The organism is Orbaceae bacterium lpD02 (genome assembly GCA_036251875.1).
Lineage (GTDB): Bacteria > Pseudomonadota > Gammaproteobacteria > Enterobacterales > Orbaceae > Orbus > Orbus sturtevantii.
Genome location: CP133960.1, coordinates 2,287,577 through 2,301,499 on the forward strand (window position 1 = coordinate 2,287,577; position 13,923 = coordinate 2,301,499).

Below are 13,923 nucleotides of genomic sequence, written 5' to 3' on the forward strand. Positions count from 1 at the left end.
GGACTGGGGTGAATATCAATGCACATGATTTGCTTTGGATAAGCCGAGACGATGCCTTGGTTATTGATGGGGATTTGCCCGAATGGTTTATTCAGCAAGATATCACCTTAGATCCCGTTGTTGTCCGTCGTGAGGCGTTGCCAGTTGATTGGATCCCGATTGGGATCCGAGGCATTACTCGCTCGCAGCGCCTAGCGGCAAAAGTTCGTTATGCTGATATTACTAAGCGTATTACACCCGAAGAGGTCATCCGCGATTATCAGCATAATATTAAGCGTTCATCATTCGCTGCACTTGATGCTTTGCAATGTTTAATCGATATAAACATGGCATGGCAATGGGGCGTTACTGGCAGTACGGCATATCAATTAGTGACTGATAGGATAGTGATGAATGAACAGAGCGATTTAGATTTACTATTTCGTTGTCCTTGTGCAAAAAATCGAGATAGTTTTATCCAGTTATCCGAGCTATTGAGCTCGTTACCTTGCAAAATTGATGCACAAATAGAGACGCCGCAAGGTGCGTTTGCATTAAAGGAGTATGTTAGAGACAATAATGTCATGTTAAAGACGCCATATGGCCCTATTATGACGAAAAATCCTTGGGCGATATCGAGGAAAATATAATGAAAATATTATTTACATTCCCAGGACAAGGTACGCAAACAGTCGGTATGTTACACCATTTACCGCAAACCCAATTAACTACTCGGTTGTTAACTCAAGCCAATCAAGCACTAAATGAAGATGTGCTGTTATTAGATAGCAATCAGGCGTTACAAAAAACACGAGCGGTGCAGCTGTGTGATTTGATTGTTGGTGTCGTGTATGCCTCTTTACTGCAAGCTGAAGGCGTGGTGGCCGATATGGTTAGTGGACTGTCGATCGGTGCCTTTCCTGCTGCTGTTGTTGCTGGTGCGCTTAGCTTTACTGATGCGGTAAAATTAGTCTCATTACGAGGATCGTTGATGGAAGACGCTTACCCAACTGACTACGGTATGACGTCAATTCAAGGGTTATTTGCCCCCCAAGTTGAAAAGATTGTTAATAGCGTAAATAGTGATACACAACCCGTGTATTTAGCTAATTTTAATGATGAAAAGCAGTTTGTTATTTCGGGTAGTGAGCCTGCAATGCAAAAGGTTGCTCAGCTTGCATTAGCGCAAGGAGCGGCAAAAGTGACAAAGTTAGCGGTGAGCGTTCCTTCTCATTGTCAATTATTAACCGATCCGGCGAATCAGTTACACCACGCGATTAAGCGCGTTGAATTTAAAAGGCCAACACTGCGTTATTTGAGTGGTAGCACTGCACGGGTTATTAGCGAGCCGAATAAAATTGCTGATGATTTAGCCTTTAATATGTGCCGCCCTGTTCATTGGTATGATGCAATGGTTGCCGCAAACGAACGTGCAATTAAGCTGGCAATTGAAATGCCACCGGGCGCGGTTTTAACTGGGTTAACTAAAAAAGCATTAGATGGCGGGGAAGCGGTATCTGTTTGTAAAAATGGCATCTCTTCCGTTGTTGCTCTCGCTCGGGTGTTACAAAAAAGTGAAGATTATTGCTAGCTTTTTTTCATGCTGGCATGGTTAATTGTGTACATACGGCTTGAGGCCAGTAGCGATAAAAGATTGGGGTCATGCTCTCTATTTTTAGCAAAAACTAAACCAATGGTTTGAATGACAGGGTTTTTTTGCTCAATTCGGACCATTTTTAGTTTGTCTTGATAGAAGGTTTTCATTCTGCCAGGTAATAAACTATAACCCATACCGCCACAAACCAAGTTAATGAGTGAAAAAATATCATTGACGTATATGGTGATATTGGGGGTATAGTCAACGTTTGCAAAGGCTTGTTGGAAACTATGATAAGTGGCAAATCCTTTATTTAAGCCAACAAAGCTTTTCCCCTTTAAATCATTTAGGTTAACTGTTGATTGGTTTAATAATGGGCTATCAATTGGACCTGCGATAAAGAGCTCATCACTAAAAATGGGGAGATGTTCAAATTGGTTATGATCAATTTTATCTTGAGTGATCTCAATGAAAATAGCATCAAGTTCGTTGTTTTCTAGGCTGGCTAACAGTGCGTGGTTTGATCCCATGCTGAGATCAATTTCCGTATTGGGTTTGCGCAGTTTAAAGTCCATAATCAGCTCAGGCAAAATATCCGCGGTGAGTGAGTAAAGGGCACCGATTTTCAATTTTCGTTGATCAATGCCAGCGGCTAAACGAGTTTGGTTAATGGCTTCATCGGCTAGCTCTAAAATGCGCTCAGCGTACTCTTTAAATTTATAAGCAGAAATAATCGGCTCTAAATTTCGTCCTTTATGACTAAATAAAGGACAATTCATTTCTTCTTCTAGTGAGTGCAAGGCTCGATGAACACTAACGCTACTTAAATCTAGCTCTTCCGCGGCTAAACTAATATTGCCCTTCGACATAAATACAAGGAAGATTTGTAATTTTTTTAAAGTAATATTATTGTGTTTCATCGCGTTATTAAGCCAGCTCTATTTTACTATATCTTGGGTATACCTTTGTTTATGTTGCTAATAATAGCCTATGGCCTTTATTAACACAACTCCCGCTAGTAGACATAAAAGCACTTGCACATATTTAGCGAGCTTATTAGACTAGGCTATTTTTAGTGTATCTATTTCTATTAAGAGTATTTGATTGATTATGCAGCTATCCGATTTTGCCTTTGAATTACCCGATGAGTTAATTGCACGTTACCCTACCCAAGTTCGCAGTCAGTGTAAGCTGTTGGGATTAGATGGCAATACTGGCGAGATAACGTCAGGTATGTTTACTGACGTGCTACAAAAATTAAATCCGGGTGATTTGTTAGTATTTAATAATACCCGCGTGATCCCTGCACGATTGTATGGACAAAAAGCCTCTGGCGGTAAAGTCGAGATGCTTATTGAGCGCATTTTGGATAATAATCGCGTTCTTGCTCATGTAAAATCCTCCAAGGCGCCTAAAGAAGGGACAACGCTTTTATTAGGTGAGCAGAGCGATGTTGCTGTCGTGATGTTAGCTCGGCATGAGAGCTTGTTTGAGTTGCAGTTTCCAAGTGATGTATTAACTATTCTTGATAAGATTGGTCATATTCCTCTTCCTCCTTATATTGATAGACCTGATGAAGAACAAGACAGAGAAGTCTACCAGACGGTTTATAATAAAGTTCCTGGCGCAGTTGCCGCACCAACGGCAGGGCTACATTTCGATCAGCCACTGCTTGATGCTTTAAAGCAAAAAGGTATTGAGTTTGCTTTTGTTACTTTGCATGTCGGAGCGGGGACATTCCAACCTGTACGCGTTGATACCATTGAAAATCATGTTATGCATGCAGAGTATGCCCAAGTGTCGCAAGATGTCGTTGATGCCGTGCAAGCTTGTAAAGCGCGTGGTAATCGGGTCGTGGCGGTCGGCACGACATCGGTCAGAGCATTAGAAAGTGCAGCACAACAACGCGGGACAATTGAACCATTTTTTGCTGATACACGGATTTTTATTTACCCTGGCTATCAGTTTAAGGTAATCGATGTTTTAATTACTAATTTTCATTTACCTGAATCAACGTTGATTATGCTAGTGTCGGCATTTGCCGGTTATGAGCATGTGATGAACGCCTACCATTTTGCGGTGCAACATCAGCTACGCTTTTTTAGTTATGGCGATGCGATGTTTATTACTCGGCAATACTGAATTAGTCACTTTAAAATGAGGTATTACGTTCAAGTTAACCGCTATTTAAATCGGTTAACTTGAACGTATATTTTATTTAGTTTGATTTAGTTTAGCGATTTTATCGCGGATATTTTTAGCCCGATCGCTTGATGCTGGGTGAGTGCTTAATAGCGAGGCTTCCCCTCCGCCTAGTTTTTCAAAGGCAGTCGCAATTCCTAATGGGTTGATGCCTTTTTTAACTAAGAAATCAAAAGAGTAATTATCCGCTTGAGATTCTTGTTTTTGTGAAAATTGTGCATTTATAATGCCTTCCGTCAGATCGCCCAACTGAGATTGGGTTAGGTTGGCTATCGTGCTATTGGTCGATGCGGCTATTGCCCCTCTAGCTAATTGGGTGCCATAGCTTACTTGCATCGCTTTTTTGCTATGACCCAGCGCAACATGACCCAATTCATGACCAAGTACACCTTGGATTTCGTTATCGGTCATTTTATCCATTAATCCACTATAAACGCGTACGCAACCATTTGCCATTGCCCACGCATTGACATCATTAGTTAAATAGACTTTATAGTTAACTTTGGTTCCATTGATCTCATTACCGAGTGCTTTGGTAATTTTATTTAGCCGAGTGGTATAGGCATTATTGGTTGCGGCAATTTTTGCTTCAGCATCCATTTGTGCACAGGACTTATCGCTTAATGCTTTGACATCGCTATCACTTAATGAGGCAATTTGCGCGGATTGCATACCTAGATTAAGCATATTGTTAGTGTCCATCTGGCATCCAACCAAAGTACCCATCAGCATTGTCACGGTGACTAATTTTAGTTTCATTATGTTATTCCTTTGTTGCATTTGAGGATGATTTCGATTAAAAATTTTTATACGTGCGTATGTGGGGAGATATCTTACCTAATTAATTTTATTTATTAAATTACTTTTACGGATCATTATCGTTGGATGAGAATTACTTTGTGGTTTTTGGCTATCACTCAGTTTATCAAGCATGTTTATTAGAACATTAGGATTGATATTCAGTTGTTTAAGTAAATCGATAGCATAACTATCGGCGTCGATCTCTTGTTGCCTGGCAAGCGACTGTGGGACAAATAAGACGATCTCACCATTATTTTTAATTTCTGCGGATTGAGCATGATGAAATTGGCTAATTGAATGGTCTAAAACTATATGGCCAATTTCATGGGCGATAACTGCTTGAATTTCAGGCTCGTTAAGTATTTTGAGTAAGCCACTGTTTATGCGTATGCAACCATTTAGTGATGACCAAGCGTTAGGTTGGCTGTTGAAGTAGATCTGATAATTGAATACTTTACCATTTAAAGTGGATGGAAACGGTTGGATTAATTGAGCTAGATATTGTTGCAGAGGATGCGATTGCTTGACCTTTATCTCATAGCTATCTTGGTGCTGGCAGCGTTGCTGATTAAGTAAGATAATTTGTTCATTATTTAAGCCAATAAGCTGTTGATGATTAAGCTTTTTCACTCTATGCGCGTGCTGACATCCAGTAAATAACAATAAAGTACAAAGTATAATTAGCGTTTTTCTCATCTTGAACATTTAAGCGCGTAACATTTTTTTATTTCACTATCTAGCTATGTTATCATAGCCAGCAAAATTACGCGTTAGCCTTTTGGTTGAAAAGGTTTTGCATATTAACATAAAGCGTCAAACTGTTTATTTGGTTGCTAGAGGTATTATACATATATGAAATTTGAATTAGAGAGTACTGATGGACTTGCTCGTCGTGGGCGGATGAAGTTTGACCGGAGAGGTACTCCATATACCGTTGAAACGCCGGCGTTTATGCCGGTTGGTACTTATGGCACGGTGAAAGGGATGACACCGGAGGAAGTCGCTGCTACCGGGGCGCAAATCTTATTAGGCAATACCTTCCATTTATGGTTAAGACCCGGTCAAGAGGTTATGCGCCAACATGGTGATTTGCATGATTTTATGCAGTGGCATGGTCCAATTCTTACTGATTCAGGTGGCTTTCAGGTGTTTAGCCTTGGTGATATTCGTAAAATTAAAGAAGAAGGTGTCCATTTTCGTAATCCGATTAATGGTGATGCTATCTTTTTATCACCAGAAATCTCCATGGAAATTCAATATGATTTAGGCTCAGATATTGTGATGATTTTTGATGAGTGTGCGCCGTATCCTGCTGAGTGGGACTATGTTAAACGCTCAATGGAGATGTCATTACGATGGGCGCAGCGTAGCCGTGTGCGCTTTGATGAACTTAATAATCAAAATGCGTTATTTGGTATTGTACAAGGTGGCGTTCATCAAGAGCTGCGCGACATTTCGATCAAAGGATTAACGGCAATCGGTTTTGATGGTTACGCGATCGGTGGGCTTGCGGTTGGCGAACCTAAAGAGGATATGCACCGCATTTTAGAAGGAACCTGCCCGCAGCTGCCTCAAGATAAGCCTCGTTATTTAATGGGGGTAGGTAAACCTGAAGATTTAGTTGAAGGTGTGCGCCGTGGCATTGATATGTTTGATTGTGTAATGCCAACGCGTAATGCGCGTAATGGCCACTTATTCGTCACGGATGGCGTAATTAAAATCCGCAATGCCAAATACCGCGATGACACTTCGCCATTAGATCCGCAGTGTGATTGCTATACTTGTAAAAACTATACTAAGTCTTACTTACACCATTTAGATAAGTGTGGTGAAATCTTAGGCGCAAGGCTTAACACTATCCATAATCTACGTTATTACCAACGTTTAATGGCTGAAATCCGTCAAGCAATTGCTGATGGGCGCTATGAAGAGTTTGTGAGCGAGTTTTATCAGCGTATTGGCAAAAAACCTGCACCATTGCAAGTAAGATAATTTTGATTAGGCGCTTGACAGCAAAGCAATAGCGCAGTATTATTCGCATCCTAACGGCGAGTAGCGCAGCTTGGTAGCGCAACTGGTTTGGGACCAGTGGGTCGGAGGTTCGAATCCTCTCTCGCCGACCATATTTGAGAAACCGACGAAAGTCGGTTTTTTTACGCCTGAAGTTTATGAGGTTCGAACCTCCGAGGAGGTTGACAAATCGTAGGAACGATTTGCACAGCCAAATGGCTGCCGTAGGGCGAGTATCATGGATGATACGAGTCAATCCTCTCTCGCCGACCACTAATTTATCGGGAATAAATTTGAATGTTGCTTTAGCAACAGCCCGAAGGGTAAACAGCAGGACGCTGTTTATATATTTGAGAAACCGACGAAAGTCGGTTTTTTACACCTATTGTTGCTTGCCAAATATGTCTTGGCTGCCATCGATTGTGATTTCTAAACGGGAAAATTAACTTGATAAGCAAGTGTTGGTATCGGCATCGAGTTATGGTTTGAAAAATAGCAGTGATGATCGGTATTGGATCCATTAATAAAGGTGTTAATAATTTTGTCGATCGATAGATTCATTTAAGTTTAGTCAAATTCATGCTTATCCATTAAATACTGACAAGGTTAATCATCTCTCTATCCGATGTTGGCTCGCTCTAATCATCGAGCTGACATTACTATCGCAATAGATTCAAATCCACAAAACAGCATAATTATTTGTGATCTCGCTCATATTTCATAAAAACAAGCCAATAATATTTTCTTTTTAAACTATAATTATTTTCGAACGAAAGTTAAATTTGGAGAGATTATGGAAATTTATTTAGATACCGCCGATGTGAATGCGGTAGAACGTTTGCACTCAATCCTTCCTGTTAAAGGGGTTACAACTAACCCTAGCATCGTTGCAAAAGAGAAAAAACCGCTTTTTGATGTGTTAGCTGAGCTCCAAGCTGTTATTGGCCCCGATGGGCAATTATTTGCTCAGGTGATTGCTAACAATGCACAAGGCATGATTAAAGAAGCAGAAGAACTAACCAAGCGATTCCCATCATTAGTGGTTAAAGTACCCGTTACGGCGCAAGGCTTGATTGCGATCAAAGCGTTAACTGAGCAAGGCATTACCACACTTGGTACCGCTGTATATGGCGCAGCACAAGGGCTATTGTCCGTGTTAGCGGGGGCAAAGTATGTGGCACCTTACGTCAATCGTATTGATGCTCAAAGCGGTAGTGGTATTGAAGTAGTGAGCGAACTACAAAGGCTACTTGCATTGCATGCGCCATCGTCGATGATTTTGGCGGCGAGCTTTCGAACGCCAAGACAAGCACTGGATTGTTTATTGGCGGGTTGCGAAGCGATCACCTTACCTGTTGATGTTGCTGAATTATTTATTGCTGATCCTGCTGTTGATGCCGCAATCCGTAAATTTGAAGATGATTGGCAAACAGCATTTGGTAAATTAACTTTTTAGTTATAGGTTATAACTAACAGTCATTGGTAACTAACTAGGTCTAATAATGGCTGATACCCATTATTAGGTTGTTAGCTGTTATGCTCGCCCCGTTAGAATATTGCTAGCGTTAATGCTCGTCTAACTTAACCCATTTATATTTTTTTATTTAAAATTAGAACGTTCATTTTGAAAGAAGTTTTATTTTGTTATGAAATCAGCTATCTTATAAATTATAATTAATCCGCTTCTGATCCTTACAAATTATGCAATAGCGCTATTGTAGATAGGTTTTTTAGCTGTCTTTATTTGTAAGTATGTTTGAGTAAAACCAAATGAGATAAGTAAATTATTATGAAAGTAAAAGAGCGACAAGCCGCAATTCTTGATTTCCTCCAGGTCAATGGCCATGCAACAGTGGATGTGCTAAGTGATAAGTTTCAAACAACGGGTACCACAATTCGTAAAGATCTTGTTCAACTTGCTGAAAATAATATGGTTATTCGTACTTATGGCGGAGTTATGTTAAATAAGGAGATTGGTGATCAGCCCGTTGATCATAAAACATTTATTAATATTGCTAAAAAGAAAAATATTGCGCAAGAGGCTGCCAAACTTATTCATGAAGGTGATTCACTTATTTTTGATGCCGGTAGCACTGTTGCACAAATGATCCCAATGCTAACTAAATTTCAGAATCTGACAATTATGACCAATAGTCTACATATGGTTAATGAGCTAGTCAGTTTCGATAATAATCAAACAATTATTTTGATGGGTGGGCACTATCGCCGCAAATCAGCTTCATTTCACAGTAATAATAAATTAGCTGATGCGTCACTTAATTATTATTCTTTTGATAAGCTTTTTATGGGAGCAGATGGCGTTGATCTTGCTGGAGGCGTAACGACTTTTAATGAGAGTTATGATGGTAGCGTCGCTATGTGTAAAGCTGCTGCGAAATTAATTCTTTTAGTTGATTCATCAAAATTTGGCCGACGAAGTCCCAATGTGGTATGCCCTTTAAAAACAGTTGATACAATCATTACCGATAGCGAATTAGATGTTAAATACTACAATGCATTAATTAAACTCGGCATTAAGGTCATTTTGGTTGACGCTTAGTTGTGACGCTATCGTCTTGTGTGTGCTGTTTTTGTATCATCGATACCGCTATTTATAGACTAAAATAGCCCCTAGCGGGTTAAATTCAGTCACTTCCCCTCCATTCAATTAATTGAAATTATTCATCTTATTAATTTTAGCCCTATGCATAATAGATAGCTACCATCTTTATTAAAAATGATTTATTTTATTTTAAACTGATCTTTTTATTATTCTTTAAGAAAGAAATATCTTTCAAAATGAAAGATATTTCTTGAATTGTGATCTAGTTAAAAGAAATCATTTAAACCTATTGTTATTATCCTCTTCGTCTTATCGGTATAAATATTATTAAGCTAACAGGAGAGGACATGATTGATGCAATTTCATATGGTGCTGAATGGTTTATCGGCCTATTTCAAGAGGGGGGTAATGTTTTTGTCGGTATGGTTACGGGAATTTTACCTTTATTAATTTCACTATTAGTTGTGATGAATGCGATGATTAAGTTAATTGGTCAACATCGTATCGAGCGCTTGGCCCAAGCTTGTGCAAGTAATCCTATTCTACGTTATTTAGTCTTACCACTTATTGGAACGTTTGTTTTTTGTAATCCTATGACCTTGAGTTTAGGGCGTTTTTTACCGGAATTTTATAAGCCCAGTTATTATGCGTCTGCCTCTTATAGTTGCCATTCGATGAATGGACTATTTCCTCATGTAAACCCTGGTGAGCTATTTGTTTATTTGGGGATCGCATCGGGCTTAACTACATTAGGTTTACCATTAGGACCACTGGCGGTAAGTTATTTTTTAGTCGGATTAGTGACTAACTTTTTTCGTGGTTGGATAACCGATCTTACGACGGCTATTTTTGAGAAAAAAATGGCGATCATGTTAGATCGAAACGTTCATCTTTAGCTGGAGCGATAATCATGACTAAATATATCCGCATTGAAAAAGGGGATGCAGGTTGGGGAGGTCCTCTTGAATTACCGATAATTGAAGGTAAAAAAATAGTTTATATTGCTGCAGGAACAAGACCTGCAGTTGTTGACAAATTAGTTGCATTAACTGGATGGCAAGCAATTGATGGTTTTAAAGATGGCGAACCAGCTAAGGACGAAATTGGTATCGCGGTGATTGATTGTGGTGGGACGCTACGGTGTGGTATTTATCCTAAAAGCAAGATACCGACACTTAATATTCATGCAACCGGTAAATCAGGTCCATTAGCACAATATATTGTTGAGGATATTTACGTGTCTGGCGTCAAACCTGACAATATTGTATTGCTTGATGCTCGAGCTAATAATAGCGAGAGTTTAGCCGCCCAAGATCATGCAGTTAATGATGTTAAAACTATTCATCGTGATTATGATACAACTAAAAAAATTAGTGAACAAAGCGATGGATTATTAGCCAAAATTGGTATTGGCATGGGGGCGGGAGTCGCTATTTTCTTCCAAGCTGGACGCGATACGATTGATACCGTCTTAAAGACCATTTTACCTTTTATGGCTTTTGTGTCGGCTTTAATTGGCATTATTATTGCCTCAGGTTTAGGCGATTTAGTCGCTCATGGCTTAGTGCCGTTAGCAAATAATCCGATTGGATTAGTGATTTTAGCCTTAATCTGCTCATTCCCTCTGCTGTCGCCATTTTTAGGTCCTGGAGCTGTCATTGCTCAAGTAATTGGTACTTTAGTTGGCGTGCAAATTGGTTTAGGTAACGTTCCCCCTTATTTAGCATTACCGGCATTATTTGCGATTAACGCGCAAGCGTCTTGTGATTTTATTCCTGTCGGTTTGTCACTGGCCGAAGCTAAGCAAGATACTGTGCGTGTAGGTGTTCCTTCTGTTCTTGTCAGCCGTTTTTTAACTGGGGCGCCAACAGTATTGATTGCATGGGCTGTTTCGTTTTTTATTTATCAATAACGATTAACTGTGGCTGAGTTTAGATATCTAGCAAATAGCAGGATTTAACATTATGAACAATATTATTTACCGCTCTATTATCTTAGGTATTGGTGATTTTGTCGCAGATGTTTTAGCGGATGGAATACTTATTACGTTTAAACAAGGCGCACCTAGCGAGCTCGCTGATTATTGTTGTATCCATTCTCACGGCGAGCTAACCACGAATTTAGCAATAGGGCAAACTATCAAATTTGGTGATTTTAGCTACCTCATTACGGCTATTGGTGAGGTCGCAACAACTAATTTTCGTGAATTAGGCCATATTACGGTTCGCTTTGATGGCAAAAGACAAGCAGAGCTAGCAGGTAGCATCCATGTTATTGGTCAAGCGCCAACAGGTTTAAAAATTGGCGACTCAATTATTATTGTTGCGAATTGATGATCACGGTTTATTAAAATTAACTAATTACTTACTAGAAGGTGAAACATATGAAACAAGTTGCTGTGGTTGTAGGTGGGGGACAAACGTTAGGGGCTTTTTTGTGTCAAGGGCTCGCTGATGCGGATTATCAAGTTGCCGTTGCTGATCTCAATATTGAAAATGCAAATAAAATTGCTGATGAAATTAATAAAAAGCACGGTATAGGTAGTGCTAAAGGCTTTAAAGTCGATGCAACAAATGAAGAGAGTGTTATTAATTTGGCAATAGATATTGAACGACAATTTAAACAGCTAAATCTTATGGTTTATAGTGCAGGTATTGCGAAAGCTAGTCCAATTACTGATTTTAAGCTAGCTGATTTTAACTTATCAGTAAATGTTAACTTAACGGGTTATTTCTTATGTGCAAGGGAGATGGCGAAATTAATGATTAAACACAACAATGCTGGGCGCATTATTCAAATTAATTCAAAATCGGGTAAAGTAGGGAGTAAGCATAATTCAGGTTATAGTGCGGCAAAATTTGGTGGTGTGGGTTTGACGCAATCCCTTGCACTGGATTTAGCTGAGCACGGGATCACCGTTAATTCTTTGATGTTGGGTAATTTGTTAAAGTCACCGATGTTCCAGTCATTACTCCCCCAATATGCTAAAAAGCTAGGTATTGATGAATCGCAAGTTGAGCAAGTATATATTGATAAAGTGCCATTAAAGCGTGGTTGCGAGTATCAAGATGTCTTAAACATATTGCTTTTTTATGCCAGCGATAAGGCGTCGTACTGCACCGGGCAGTCAATTAATGTGACCGGTGGGCAGGTGATGTTTTGACTCTGTAATACCATAGATAAGATTATTAAATAGTATTATCTGCCTTGTTAAGCGTTTTTAAGCTAGGGAGTCATAATGACAACGGCGTTGATTGTTTCTGCTTTAATCGCTTGGATCTTACAAATAGGGTTAGGCTGGCTACAAGTAAAGCGTTTTAATCATGCTTTTATTTCAATGCGTAAAGGAAGCTATATTGGTATTGGGCGTAATAGCAATGGTCGTTTTAAACCAAGAGTATTAATCGCTTTATCTTTTGATGAGCATCAGAATGTGGTTGATTCATTATTAATGCGTGGATTAACCGTATTTTCGCTGCCTAAAAAAATTAATATATTACACGGTATGCATCTGAGTCAAATTAATCCTGAGGCAGTCTTTCCACAGCAATTATCTTGCCAAAATGCGTTAATGACTGCATTAATTGCTAGATAAAAAAGTAAGCATACCAACTTACCTTTTTATCTTTTTTGGCTATTTCTGTTTTTTCATTTTCATGTCAATAACCATGCGGCCTTGTATTTTTCCTGCACGCATTTCATCAATCATATCATTGATATCTTCAAATGGTCTTTTTTCAACGATTGGGGTCACTTTACCTTCCGCACTAAATTGAAATGCTTCTGCTAAGTCTTCACGAGTGCCAACTAAGGAGCCGAGTACTTGGATACCATCTAATACTGTTTTGGGAATACTGAGATCCATTGTTTCAGATGGTAAACCTAATGCCACTACCCGACCTAATGGACGCACTGAATTGATTGCTTGATTAAATCCGACTTTAGTCACCGAGGTTACAACTGCGCCATGTACGCCGCCATTCGTATGTTCTTTGATATAAGCGCCTACATCCGCAACTTTTTTAGGATTGACGACTAAATCGGCACCGAGTTTTTTACATAATTCTAGTTGGCTATCACTGTTGCTAATTGCCACCACTTTATTATTAAATACATTTTTACCATATTCGACCGCAAGGGTACCAAGCCCGCCAATACCAAATACCGCTAACCACTGGCCCGGTTTAGTATTAGCGACTTTGATGCCTTTATAGGTTGTGACGCCTGCGCACGTTACGCTCGTTGCTTGCGCCGGATCAAGCCCGTCTGGCACTTTTACGGCATAGTCTGCTTTAACGATGCATTGTTCGGCCATTCCTCCGTCGACAGTGTAGCCTGAGTTTATTGCGCTACGGCAAAATGTTTCATTACCCGAAATGCAATATTCACACACTCCACAACCAGAATAAAACCAAGCAATACTAACGCGATCACCAATTTTTAAACTTTTAACATCATCTGCGATTTTAACCACAATCCCTACCCCTTCATGGCCAATAACGCGCCCTGGTTTTTTGCCAAAATCGCCAGCCGCGACATGCAGGTCTGTGTGACATAATCCACAATATTCTACTTCAACTAATGCTTCTCCCGATTCTAACGGACGAACAGGAATATCTTTAAGCTCAACTTGACCGTTACTATCTTGTCTAATTACTGCAGCTTTCATGCTACCTCCTAGAAAATTGAAAGTTAAAATTTGAGATGTTGATTATATTATCTGAAATAGTATATTAAGGCTTTGAGCTAGCCCCCATTTTGGCGAAAAAAT

General features: G+C 39.6%; 15 protein-coding genes and 1 tRNA gene. 12 read left to right on the forward strand and 4 right to left on the reverse strand.

What is annotated here, in order from left to right; all coding sequences use genetic code 11:
• Window positions 1-8: 8 nt before the first annotated feature.
• Complete coding sequence (locus tag RHO12_10045; GenBank protein WVD65711.1) at window positions 9-629, forward strand: malonate decarboxylase holo-ACP synthase; 621 nt, start codon at window positions 9-11, stop codon at window positions 627-629.
• Window positions 629-1,570: a malonate decarboxylase subunit epsilon gene (gene mdcH / locus RHO12_10050; protein WVD65712.1), complete on the forward strand. Its 942-nt coding sequence runs from the start codon at window positions 629-631 to the stop codon at window positions 1,568-1,570. Before RHO12_10045 ends, mdcH begins: the two co-directional genes overlap by 1 nt.
• Here the strand turns inward: mdcH and RHO12_10055 are convergent.
• On the reverse strand, window positions 1,567-2,496 hold the full coding sequence (locus RHO12_10055; GenBank protein ID WVD65713.1) for a LysR family transcriptional regulator: 930 nt from the start codon (window positions 2,494-2,496) through the stop codon (window positions 1,567-1,569). The two genes, mdcH and RHO12_10055, sit on opposite strands and share 4 nt — an antisense overlap.
• 190 nt (window positions 2,497-2,686) lie before the next feature.
• Between RHO12_10055 and queA the strand changes: the two genes are divergently transcribed.
• Window positions 2,687-3,718 carry a tRNA preQ1(34) S-adenosylmethionine ribosyltransferase-isomerase QueA gene (gene queA, locus RHO12_10060; GenBank protein ID WVD65714.1) on the forward strand — a complete coding sequence of 344 codons (1,032 nt, stop codon included), beginning with the start codon at window positions 2,687-2,689 and terminating at the stop codon, window positions 3,716-3,718.
• Window positions 3,719-3,790: 72 nt separating this feature from the next.
• Here queA and RHO12_10065 read toward each other — a convergent pair whose 3' ends face one another.
• A complete protein-coding gene (locus RHO12_10065; protein WVD65715.1) occupies window positions 3,791-4,537 on the reverse strand; it encodes a M48 family metallopeptidase in 747 nt (248 codons plus the stop codon).
• Between the two features lie 78 nt (window positions 4,538-4,615).
• A complete protein-coding gene (locus RHO12_10070) occupies window positions 4,616-5,209 on the reverse strand; it encodes a M48 family metalloprotease (protein WVD65716.1) in 594 nt (197 codons plus the stop codon).
• Between the two features lie 222 nt (window positions 5,210-5,431).
• Here RHO12_10070 and tgt point away from each other — a divergent pair, with 222 nt between their 5' ends.
• The 9 genes from tgt to RHO12_10115 all read left to right on the forward strand — a co-directional run bounded on the left by tgt (window position 5,432) and on the right by RHO12_10115 (window position 12,747).
• Window positions 5,432-6,571 carry a tRNA guanosine(34) transglycosylase Tgt gene (gene tgt, locus RHO12_10075; protein WVD65717.1) on the forward strand — a complete coding sequence of 380 codons (1,140 nt, stop codon included), beginning with the start codon at window positions 5,432-5,434 and terminating at the stop codon, window positions 6,569-6,571.
• Between the two features lie 54 nt (window positions 6,572-6,625).
• A tRNA-Pro gene (locus RHO12_10080) sits at window positions 6,626-6,702 on the forward strand.
• A 680-nt stretch (window positions 6,703-7,382) separates the two neighbouring features.
• A complete protein-coding gene (gene fsa, locus RHO12_10085) occupies window positions 7,383-8,045 on the forward strand; it encodes a fructose-6-phosphate aldolase (GenBank protein WVD65718.1) in 663 nt (220 codons plus the stop codon).
• Between the two features lie 333 nt (window positions 8,046-8,378).
• Window positions 8,379-9,149 carry a DNA-binding transcriptional repressor gene (locus RHO12_10090; GenBank protein ID WVD65719.1) on the forward strand — a complete coding sequence of 257 codons (771 nt, stop codon included), beginning with the start codon at window positions 8,379-8,381 and terminating at the stop codon, window positions 9,147-9,149.
• 350 nt (window positions 9,150-9,499) lie between these two features.
• Complete coding sequence (gene srlA, locus RHO12_10095) at window positions 9,500-10,048, forward strand: glucitol/sorbitol-specific PTS transporter subunit IIC (GenBank protein ID WVD65720.1); 549 nt, start codon at window positions 9,500-9,502, stop codon at window positions 10,046-10,048.
• Window positions 10,049-10,062: 14 nt separating this feature from the next.
• Window positions 10,063-11,064: a PTS glucitol/sorbitol transporter subunit IIB gene (locus RHO12_10100; GenBank protein ID WVD65721.1), complete on the forward strand. Its 1,002-nt coding sequence runs from the start codon at window positions 10,063-10,065 to the stop codon at window positions 11,062-11,064.
• Between the two features lie 52 nt (window positions 11,065-11,116).
• Window positions 11,117-11,485 carry a PTS glucitol/sorbitol transporter subunit IIA gene (locus tag RHO12_10105; GenBank protein WVD65722.1) on the forward strand — a complete coding sequence of 123 codons (369 nt, stop codon included), beginning with the start codon at window positions 11,117-11,119 and terminating at the stop codon, window positions 11,483-11,485.
• Between the two features lie 50 nt (window positions 11,486-11,535).
• Window positions 11,536-12,315: a sorbitol-6-phosphate dehydrogenase gene (gene srlD / locus RHO12_10110; protein ID WVD65723.1), complete on the forward strand. Its 780-nt coding sequence runs from the start codon at window positions 11,536-11,538 to the stop codon at window positions 12,313-12,315.
• 75 nt (window positions 12,316-12,390) lie between these two features.
• Entirely contained in the window at window positions 12,391-12,747 is a 357-nt protein-coding gene (locus RHO12_10115) for a transcriptional regulator GutM (GenBank protein WVD65724.1), read from the forward strand.
• Window positions 12,748-12,786: 39 nt separating this feature from the next.
• Here the strand turns inward: RHO12_10115 and adhP are convergent, their stop codons facing one another.
• A complete protein-coding gene (gene adhP / locus RHO12_10120) occupies window positions 12,787-13,821 on the reverse strand; it encodes an alcohol dehydrogenase AdhP (GenBank protein WVD65725.1) in 1,035 nt (344 codons plus the stop codon).
• Window positions 13,822-13,923: the final 102 nt, after the last annotated feature.

What these genes read in the sequence shown, in the direction of transcription:
- srlA (WVD65720.1), top strand. Translation starts at nt 9,500, where the DNA reads ATGATTGATGCAATTTCATATGGTGCTGAATGGTTTATCGGCCTATTT.
- queA (WVD65714.1), top strand. Translation starts at nt 2,687, where the DNA reads ATGCAGCTATCCGATTTTGCCTTTGAATTACCCGATGAGTTAATTGCA.
- RHO12_10090 (WVD65719.1), top strand. Translation starts at nt 8,379, where the DNA reads ATGAAAGTAAAAGAGCGACAAGCCGCAATTCTTGATTTCCTCCAGGTC.
- adhP (WVD65725.1), bottom strand. Translation starts at nt 13,821, where the DNA reads ATGAAAGCTGCAGTAATTAGACAAGATAGTAACGGTCAAGTTGAGCTT.
- mdcH (WVD65712.1), top strand. Translation starts at nt 629, where the DNA reads ATGAAAATATTATTTACATTCCCAGGACAAGGTACGCAAACAGTCGGT.
- RHO12_10115 (WVD65724.1), top strand. Translation starts at nt 12,391, where the DNA reads ATGACAACGGCGTTGATTGTTTCTGCTTTAATCGCTTGGATCTTACAA.
- fsa (WVD65718.1), top strand. Translation starts at nt 7,383, where the DNA reads ATGGAAATTTATTTAGATACCGCCGATGTGAATGCGGTAGAACGTTTG.
- tgt (WVD65717.1), top strand. Translation starts at nt 5,432, where the DNA reads ATGAAATTTGAATTAGAGAGTACTGATGGACTTGCTCGTCGTGGGCGG.
- RHO12_10105 (WVD65722.1), top strand. Translation starts at nt 11,117, where the DNA reads ATGAACAATATTATTTACCGCTCTATTATCTTAGGTATTGGTGATTTT.
- srlD (WVD65723.1), top strand. Translation starts at nt 11,536, where the DNA reads ATGAAACAAGTTGCTGTGGTTGTAGGTGGGGGACAAACGTTAGGGGCT.
- RHO12_10065 (WVD65715.1), bottom strand. Translation starts at nt 4,537, where the DNA reads ATGAAACTAAAATTAGTCACCGTGACAATGCTGATGGGTACTTTGGTT.
- RHO12_10055 (WVD65713.1), bottom strand. Translation starts at nt 2,496, where the DNA reads ATGAAACACAATAATATTACTTTAAAAAAATTACAAATCTTCCTTGTA.
- RHO12_10100 (WVD65721.1), top strand. Translation starts at nt 10,063, where the DNA reads ATGACTAAATATATCCGCATTGAAAAAGGGGATGCAGGTTGGGGAGGT.